Source organism: Moorena sp. SIO2C4 (assembly GCF_010672485.1).
In the GTDB taxonomy this organism is placed as follows: domain Bacteria; phylum Cyanobacteriota; class Cyanobacteriia; order Cyanobacteriales; family Coleofasciculaceae; genus Moorena; species Moorena producens.
On the sequence record NZ_JAAHGN010000187.1, the window covers coordinates 1 to 9,153 of the forward strand.

7 protein-coding genes and 1 pseudogene are annotated in these 9,153 nt (G+C 43.6%); 7 read left to right on the forward strand and 1 reads right to left on the reverse strand.

Features of this window, described 5'->3' with window-relative positions; translation table 11 throughout:
* The 7 genes and pseudogenes from F6K20_RS39920 to F6K20_RS12620 form a co-directional block, all read left to right on the forward strand.
* Window positions 1-142, forward strand: a pseudogene (locus F6K20_RS39920) (hypothetical protein); the annotation flags it as partial.
* A gap of 337 nt (window positions 143-479) precedes the next feature.
* Window positions 480-2,711: a protein kinase domain-containing protein gene (locus F6K20_RS12595; protein ID WP_287267967.1), complete on the forward strand. Its 2,232-nt coding sequence runs from the start codon at window positions 480-482 to the stop codon at window positions 2,709-2,711.
* Window positions 2,712-3,865: 1,154 nt separating this feature from the next.
* Window positions 3,866-4,006, forward strand: a complete 141-nt coding sequence (locus F6K20_RS12600) for a hypothetical protein (protein ID WP_287294870.1) — start codon at window positions 3,866-3,868, stop codon at window positions 4,004-4,006.
* Window positions 4,007-4,049: 43 nt separating this feature from the next.
* A complete protein-coding gene (locus F6K20_RS12605; protein WP_287294872.1) occupies window positions 4,050-4,313 on the forward strand; it encodes a hypothetical protein in 264 nt (87 codons plus the stop codon).
* 436 nt (window positions 4,314-4,749) lie between these two features.
* Entirely contained in the window at window positions 4,750-5,280 is a 531-nt protein-coding gene (locus F6K20_RS12610; protein WP_287294874.1) for a hypothetical protein, read from the forward strand.
* A gap of 1,635 nt (window positions 5,281-6,915) precedes the next feature.
* Window positions 6,916-7,107: a hypothetical protein gene (locus F6K20_RS12615; RefSeq protein ID WP_287294876.1), complete on the forward strand. Its 192-nt coding sequence runs from the start codon at window positions 6,916-6,918 to the stop codon at window positions 7,105-7,107.
* Between the two features lie 142 nt (window positions 7,108-7,249).
* Window positions 7,250-7,618: a hypothetical protein gene (locus F6K20_RS12620; RefSeq protein ID WP_287294878.1), complete on the forward strand. Its 369-nt coding sequence runs from the start codon at window positions 7,250-7,252 to the stop codon at window positions 7,616-7,618.
* Window positions 7,619-7,959: 341 nt separating this feature from the next.
* Here the strand turns inward: F6K20_RS12620 and F6K20_RS12625 are convergent, their stop codons facing one another.
* Window positions 7,960-8,967: a reverse transcriptase/maturase family protein gene (locus F6K20_RS12625; RefSeq protein ID WP_287294880.1), complete on the reverse strand. Its 1,008-nt coding sequence runs from the start codon at window positions 8,965-8,967 to the stop codon at window positions 7,960-7,962.
* Window positions 8,968-9,153: the final 186 nt, after the last annotated feature.

Sequence of the window (9,153 nt, forward strand, 5' to 3'; positions counted from 1 at the left end):
GTCAGCGGTCAGCGGTCAGCGGTCAGCGGTCAGCGGTCAGCGGTCAGCGGTCAGCGGTCAGCGGTCAGCGGTCAGCGGTCAGCGGTCAGCGGTCAGCGGTCAGCGGTCAGCGGTCAGCGGTCAGCCTAATGCAGATAGCTGATAGCTGATAGCCTAATGCTGATAGCCTTTAGCCTAATGCTGATAGCTGATAGCCTTTAGCCTAATGCTGATAGCTGATAGCCTTTAGCCTAATGCTGATAGCTGATAGCTGATAGCTGATAGCCTAATGCTGATAGCTGATAGCCTTTAGCCTAATGCTGATAGCTGATAGCTGATAGCTGATAGCTGATAGCATACATATAATCAGAAGATAAATTGTCACAGTCCTGGTCAATAATACCGATCAGCGTATGTTAAACATGAGACAGTTAGCAACCCGCCCCCTTGGTGCGGAGTTTTAAACTTCCTTTTTGTGAAATCTTAGGCACATCAATCCTATGTTAGGCAAGTTACTGGACGGGCGTTACCAAGTGACTCAAGTCCTCGGTTCCGGGGGATTTGGCAAAACCTATTTAGCCAAGGACACGAAGCGTCCAGGTAACCCAAGCTGTGTTGTTAAGCAACTTCAGCCTCCCAATGGCTCTCAGACATTTTTAGAAACTGCTCGACGCCTATTTAGTAGGGAAGCTGAAACCCTTGAAAAGCTGGGAAATCATGACCAAATTCCTCGGCTTCTTGCCTACTTTGAAGAAGACCATGAGTTTTACTTGGTGCAACAGTTCATCGAAGGGCATCTCTTGAGCCAAGAGTTGTCCCCTGGTCACCGATGGCAGGAAAAACAGGTGATTGCGCTATTGCAGGAAGTCTTAGGTATTTTGGAATTTGTCCACCGTCACGGTGTGATTCATCGCGATATTAAGCCCGATAACCTGATCCGACGCACGGCAGATCAAAAGTTAGTCTTGGTGGACTTTGGTGCAGTTAAGCAAGTTCAAACTGATTTGGTTAGTGCCTATAGACAAACTCACCATACTGTGGTAGTAGGCACTCCAGGCTATATGTCCAGTGAGCAGGCTTTGGGTCAGCCCTGTCCTAGCAGTGATATTTATGCCCTAGGGATTATTGGGATTCAGGCATTAACTGGAATGTTACCAGATCAGTTTCAGGAAGACCTCAAAACTGGTGAAGTTAACTGGCAATCCCTGGTGTCAGTGAGTTTAGGATTGGCGAATGTCCTTACTAAAATGGTTCGCTACCAAGTCAAAGACCGTTACCAGTCGGCATCGCAGGTTTTACGAGACTTACAGAAACTGACTAGTAATTCAAAACCGTACTCCATCAATTCCCCGACCTACTACTCAATTCACAATATCCCCACAGTTGAAGAAAACTTCCCACCGGAGCAATTATCAAAGCCGTTCTCAGAGCAAAAAACTTGGGATGCAAATGCCGATAGAGGTTCTACTCCAAATAAACCAGCACCAACTCCCTTGCCTCCAACTAAGGCGGATAGATCGGATAATTTGTCTCTGATCATTGGCACTGGCATTGCCTTAGTTACTTCCTCGATAGCTGGTATGATCTACTCGATGCGTTCTAGCTCTTGGTCACCACCTAAAATAGTAAAACCAATTGCTCCTAGGAGTACACCCAATCACCGTTCAGATCCGGTGGTATATGAGCCACCAGCCCCAGCTGCCCCAGGTAATTGCCAGGTGACAGGTAATCCGTTCGCGAATGTGCGCTCCGAGCCTAACGGGTCAAAAGTTGGTCAGCTGAATCAGGGAACCAGTCTAGTTCTAACTGGTAGTGGACAACCTGGCTGGGTAGAAATTAGTTCACCGGTTACCGGGTGGGTGTTTACAAATTTGACTGACTGCGCACCAACGGTTGATCCAGTGGTGGCAACTGCTCCCAAGAGAAATGTTCCTAAGAGAAACGTTCCTAAGCAAAAAGTTTACCCAAAACCAAAACCTGTCGTCAGGAGGGCTCCATCGCCACCACAGACCCGTCAGCCAATACCAGCACAACCGGTAGATAATGGCTCACTAATTTTGGCAAGGGCAGTGGACAAGTATCAGGCAGGAAATATCAAGGGGGCAATTGCGATCGCACAAGATGTGCTGCCTAGTAGTCCCGCTTTCAATGGTGCCCAAAGCAAAATTGACCAATGGCACAATGAATGGGTATCCTTTGAACGCAAATTTGATCAGATTCAACAAGCCTATGAACAGGGTCGGTGGGTAGATGTGTTGAACTATGCTCAGAACAGCAATTTGCCAGCACGAGGCCATTGGCGTCTGAAGTTAAATCGAATCGTTGATCAAGCTCGGCGGCAACAAGCTCAAGCGGAAGCTAACCGAAAGCAACTTGCTGTACAGAATCAAATTGGCTCTAGAGCAAAGCAGCAAATTCAAAACAATACACAGCCAGCTCCACGACCGGTTTCTATTGCTGCACCATTGCCTAAACAGCCAGTGGTTACCGGTCAGAAAACTACTGCACCACCACCGTCTCAATCTACTAAAATCAAATATTACGTGATACTCAACGACGGCAGTGCTAGTGGTTTAGCAAAAGCCAGGAAAATTGTTCCTGGGGCTTTTTTGGGTCGATTCCCACAAGGTACTCGCATTCAGATGGGAGCATTCAAAAATGAAGCTAAGGCCAATGCTTTTGCTAACCAACTACGTCAACAAGGAATGTCTGCTTCAATCTATAGACCGTGATCCAGACCCGGTTATGGAATCGAGCATAGGAATGAAAATAGGAGAAAAACAAAGTTTTCGTAATAAATCGTAATATATTTGAGCTCCAATGGGATGTATATGAGTAATATAGCAATTTTATATCCCATAAGGCACAAAATGATCCCCCTAAATCCCCCTTATCAAGGGGGACTTTGAGATTGATCAGCCTACCTCATAAATCCTAGAAACGCGCTTAGTATTGTATCAGGATAAAAAACCCCGCAATGGTCACAAAAACAGTGTTAGATTTTAGGATCACCTAGGTACAGGGGTAAAACGAACCCGACGGGAAAAAGTTAGGATAAAACAAAACAAATGGGTTATTTACGATCTTTAGTGGTTCTACTGGTAATAGTGCTAATGCTCACGATGGGAATCGAAAGTAAAGCATGGGCAATCGATAAGGAATATATCTGCGAATTTTCGTCATCTAATCTTTGTCCTCCGAATGTGCTTAGTTATGACGCCAAGGTAATTAATAATCCGCACCATGATAGTGGAAAGGTGTACATGATTGCTAAAGAACCATCCCAAGTTGAGGTGACGTATGTTGATTAAAATAGCCAAAAACAGTTTGATGAAATTCAACTAAGCCGAGGAGAAGAAAAGGAAGATTTTATCACCCCGGAATTGTCCGTGGCTACGTACATCGTCAGGGGTAAGGTGGTGTTGGCAGCAATAGACGATGCTCGTTACGGTGAGGAGTTTATAGAGCAAATAAAGCAAGCCATGAGGCGATTCTTCAATTGAGGAGGCGGTTCGCAAAAAGCGACAAAAACCCAGAGTAGTTAGTATTAGTGGGACCCGGCACTTTTTTACGGAGAACTAGACGGGTTAAAGGGGTAAAAAAATCAATGATAATAACCGAGCGAGAAAGATATCGGAAGAGCATAAAAAGGGTGAAAATCAGCCGCAATACCTGGCTTTCGTGAACTCATCGATGTGCTGACCTGGACTCCCTTCCCTTGAACCTGGGTACCCTTGTCAATTTCATCAACCGAAGGGATAACTGCTTGATTTAATAACATAGTACAGGGTAATGGTTGAAAGCGTGAAAACAGGCTCACAAAATAAAATAAATCATCACTAGGTGGATACCAAAATTTTGTGTACGTAATATGGTATATCTATAAATGTTCGTTCAACTGAACCGTCAGCAGAGAACAAAAGTAGAGAGAAAATATGTTGAGATTGCTCAAGAACGTAATTACAATAGTGTGTTGTCTGATAATTACAACCCTTCTATCAACCCCGATCGCCTGGGCGAAACATGAAAGGTGCGACATAAACGCAGGATACACAGGATGTTTCCATATCATGGGTACCAAAGATTCATATACAATATTGAAGAGCTGGGATGATCGAATATTATTAACACTCGATGGTTATGCCTGTGATATTGAAATTAAGAAAAACCAGGGTAGCTACTACCAAGATCCAAACCCAACCAAGCTCCAGTTGGATCAAGAAGCCGAGAGAGAGGAAATCCAAATAGAAGCGAACGTACGTTCAGTTACTATATTTACCAGAAGTTGCAGCAGTTTAACGGTCTCTGCAGAGAAACCATATTATTTTGAATGAAGAGCGACAAATCTGGTAATACTAGACCAAAAAAAACCCAATAAAATAGGGTTAAGAACACAGCCATGAACCACGGATGTATAGCGGCCGTACCAAAGGCTTTGGAATGCTCTTGAGTGGATGAATCACCGGCTCACATACATGGTTCTTGGGCATGTATACAGTAAGAAATGATGGGAGCGAAATAATCGAAAAGACCGAAAAAAAAGAATGTGTTAAAAAGCCCAAAAACCCAGAGCGATAGAAGTAATATATGAGCGAACCAAGACCCTTAGTTTATGGGTAATGAAGCGGGAAAAACAGCACGGTAACGCGTGAAGTTCCGTTTCGATGTAAAGTATGGATGTGAACGGAAAAAACCGGTCACCGAGTTGGTTCCGTGCAAATGTAGATTAGGTACAGGGCGTATATAATGTCAGTAAAACAGAGAAACAATTTGAGCCCAGAGCAAAAGGAAAAGGAAAATAAACCAAAGAGGGCGTTTTTTATATGGTTTGCTGTGACCATGGTGTTTGTGATAATGATTACGTTGGTGGGTACGCCGGTCGCGCAAGCGAGCAGCGTACAAAATATTTGTAATTTTCAACTGAACTCCTTGGGGAGGTCCTGGTGTGAACCAAGCCTGATCGAGCACGATGATGACGACAATGCCTGGCGATTGAAGAATGAAAGCCACCATAAAGGAACCATGGTATTGTATGGATTAGAGCCGACCAGTCTGGAGTTATTTTATGACTATGTCAACCAAGACCAAAACCGAAAGGCTTCCATGGACCTAGGAGAGAGGGAAGAAAAGTTAATTAGTATTACCGAGCAGATAAATGCAATAGATGTTGTAGTTTCTGAGGGCTATGTGTTGATAGGAGCAAAGGACTTAAATTATACAGAAACCGAAAGCAACTTTGAGGTGTATAAGAAATACTTTGATGATATCTCAGAAATGTATTATGATTTTATAAAAAACTAACAGGATGTTTGGAGCACAGACCGCCAAAAAGACCAGGGAATTGAGCAAAGAAAAAGGCATATTGAAAGAAACGATTGTCCCTTTGTGAAAAGCGGTATAGCAAGAGCATAAAAAGAGATAAAAACTGCCCTATGATCCGCCGAGCGTGAACTCATCGGTGAGCACTCCTGGACCCCCAACCCTTGAACCTGGGGGCCCTTGTCAATTCCATCACCCGTTGGGTTTCACAAGAAGGAATGACACTGAGCCTATGGGCAGATATCCCACCTTTCACCCATCGCCACCAGCGTTGAAAATATGCCTCAATACATCGAATTAAACGTAATTCCCGCGCATTGATAGTGTCCCGAACGAATTTGCCCTTGTATAAGCGGTTTTTTCTCATGCCACCATCGCCTGACCTGCCAGACATCGGCATTAGGGTGATAAAGTGCGCGTTTTTGGCACAGAACTACTAGAGCACGGTTTGGCTATCCCCTAAACAAGGGTGGGCTTGGTTTTGCCAGCCCTACAGGAGGCTCCCCAGAACACCAACCAAGGAGCCGGTTTTACAGAGTCAAATGTACGGTCGGCCTAGAAAAGAAATGGATAAGGAATAGGTAGCCGCCCAACAGTATAATCAACCAGAGGTAATGGGGCGCTGTCAACTAATATAGGATAAAGGTTGTTTTAGTAGCAATACTAACATGATTGCATGGGATAAAAGCGGGCAAATTAAACCGGATCGGATGTTCCCATGGCCCATCACTTTATTAAGCTCAAATAATATTAATATTGCATAGATATGAACTTAATGCCTAGCCTTTGTGGATATCGTAACCGGGTTCTGGGGCGACCATATTTAATACATAATTGTTTGATGATGGAGAAAGAGTAAGTATTTAAAAAGCAGTGTTTATAACAAAGTAATTGTTTTTGCTACCAAACAAAATCGGTGAGATAGGTACTCACTGGTTATACGAGAACGATTGTCAATCACCAAAAAAAATGACAGAAAGTACCCGAGACATCGACCAGGAAAATCCCAAGGATACAAAATCCAGAAAACTTTAGATTGTTCAGACATTTTACCGAGGGTGTATGGTAACTTAATGTAATATTTGTCGGGTGGGGGGTAAAGAAGGATAAATCACTAGACAAGCGGGCTGGAGGAACCAGCTTGAAGAATAATACTAACAAGGAGATGACCCCGCTAAATCCGTCCTAAGAGCCACCCCGGAGCAATGGAATAGAAATAGAAAAACCCAAGCTCTAAAATCGAGAAAAATAAGATTAACAATCGGTTCGGTTGGGCATGGCGGGTAAATAATTACATGGTTAGGCAGAGAAGGAGCCGACCCAAAAAAACAACTGGGTATGGGCCGGTAATTAATGATGTAACAAAGAGAAAGTCGAGTGAGTTTGTGAAAGTAGGACGGAAGGGTTATGCAGCAGTTAAACGAAGGTGGAGGGAGCCGAGCAAATATCACAGGGGGAGAGGGAGGATGATAAGATGTAGTGAAGGAAAAAAGTCATGGGACTTGAAATAGGAAGTGGTCATTGTTTGATGGTAAGATAGCCAGAGCCAAAGGAAAGGTAGGAGTATGGAAAAGACAGGACCAATCATAAGAACAGGATCTATTGACCAAGTTCCCTGTGACCGAAAAACCAAATGACATTGACAATCTACAAATTATTTTTATGGTGCATGCTGTATTATTAATCGGTTCGGAAAGAGCAAGAGTAAGAAAAAAAATAGATGAGAGAGGACCAGGAGGCGAAGAATCGGTTGAGGAACCAAATATCAAAAATCCCCCCTTCCCCATAGAACACGGAAGAATAATATGATACCATAATCAGGGCATGGAAAGAATCCACTATCCGGTGGATGTATCGAGACGTGAGTATAGTTATAGTGGTGGTAGGCCATATGATGGTAAGGAAAGAACAGTCCGACGATAGGCCTGATGTAAATTCAAGGAGTACAAGTGTGATTGTGTGTAAATTTTTGGAACCAGGCATGAAAAAGTTGGTCATAGCAGTGTTTATGATGGTCGCTGTGATGATGGTACATATGGAAGGAGTATGGGCGGCCACATGTGAGACCTGGGATAATGGTATTGAATGTAAGGGCATGCAACACATGGAAGAAGTGTCGATGGAGCTAGATAAACCATATCCGGATATGAAAGCCGATGTACAAATGTACGATAGATACACCGATGATTGTGTTATGGAGGTTAAGTTTGTTAAGGATTTAGCAAAGGGTTATAGCGAAGGTGATGTAGAAATATGGCCCAATTTAAGCAGGAAACTACTCAATGCCGATGTGAAGGCAATAAAAGCCAGACCAATATAAGGATGTACAGAAGAACCTACGATAGTAGTAGAATATAGATATTAAATTGTTATTTTGGAAAGGGTTTAATAACCGGCAGTACATGTAATGCCGTAAAGTCGGGCAAAAAGGGTAATAGGTGTCAGTGTGATAGGAGAAAAAACCCCGAAAAAGGTACAACACCAATCAATCATTGAGGGTAAAAATGAAAGGTAAAATCCAAGGTTGATATGGGTGTAGTGAATATGACGAGAGAGTCGGTAATAAAAACCCCATTCCCAAGAGGTGAGAAAAGAATAGAAATTAAAAACCGCTTTGTACAAGCCGGTTTAAAAGTGACCCCCTTCCCAAAAACCAGGGGGTCAAGTACACGGCATCACCGGTTGGGTTACACTTCTTCGTATGACACTCAGCCTCTTCACAGATATACCACCTTTCACCCATCGCCACCAGCGTAGAAAATAGGCCTCAATGCGCTCAATGGGCGCACAGTGCTCATAAAGCCGAGCCACATTTTCAACCATCCGTTCCACTGTCTTCCGTGCAATTCCTAAACCCGCTGGAGAAAAGCAATAGCCCAGAAAATCAAAGCCTCTGGCTATTCGACCGATAAAGGTCTTGTCGGGATGTTTGAGAACCTTTAACAGATTCATCACCTCGTTAGTGGCTTTGATGGCTTTGCGCAACTTCCAGCGGGTCGGTGCCAGAATAACCCAATCATCCATGTATCTGACATAGAAACAACCAAGCTGAGCCATCCGGTCATCCAAAGGTTTAAGGAATAACGCCCCAATTAGGGGAGAAAGAGGGCATCCAAGTGAGATGCCCTCAGTTATATCTATATAGTTTCCCCCATCCGAAACATAGCGACGCAAATAACCCCATAACAAACATAAAACCGCTTCATCACTGACATATTTCCCCACAATCTCCATCAAAATTGAATGATTAATACTGGCGTAATAGCTTTTAACATCCGTGCGAAAGACAAAAGTATTTTCCGACAGGTTCTCTGCCACTTCACGAACAGCACCTTTCAATCCGCCATGGCCAGCTAAATGAAAACACCGTGGGGAAAGGACAGGTGTCAAGTGCTCCGTCAATACTAATGTGATCGCCTTTAACACCAACGCATCCATTGACGACCACCATTCAAAGGACTCCTCCTCACCTCTAATTAAACGCAATTCGCGAAATTGATAGTGTCCCGAACGAATTTGCCCTTGGATAAGCGGTTTTTTCTCATGCCACCATCGCCTGACCTGCCAGACATCGGCATTAGGGTGATAATGTGCGCGTTTTTGGCACAACCATTGATAGGCAATATCTATCACCTCGTCTGAGGCAATTTTTTCGATCAGGGTGGACATAAGCGCGTTGATCGCAGTTATGAGGTACGCTTCTCTAGCTCAAAGTCCCCCTTTTTAAGCTATGCTTTATAAACATCTTTCTTAACATAAAAATTGACAAAAAGAGTCAAGTGTGCATAGAGAGGCGATCGCCCTAAATTGACAAAAAGAGTTAAGTGTGTATAAGAGTGCGATCGCTAATCTTCA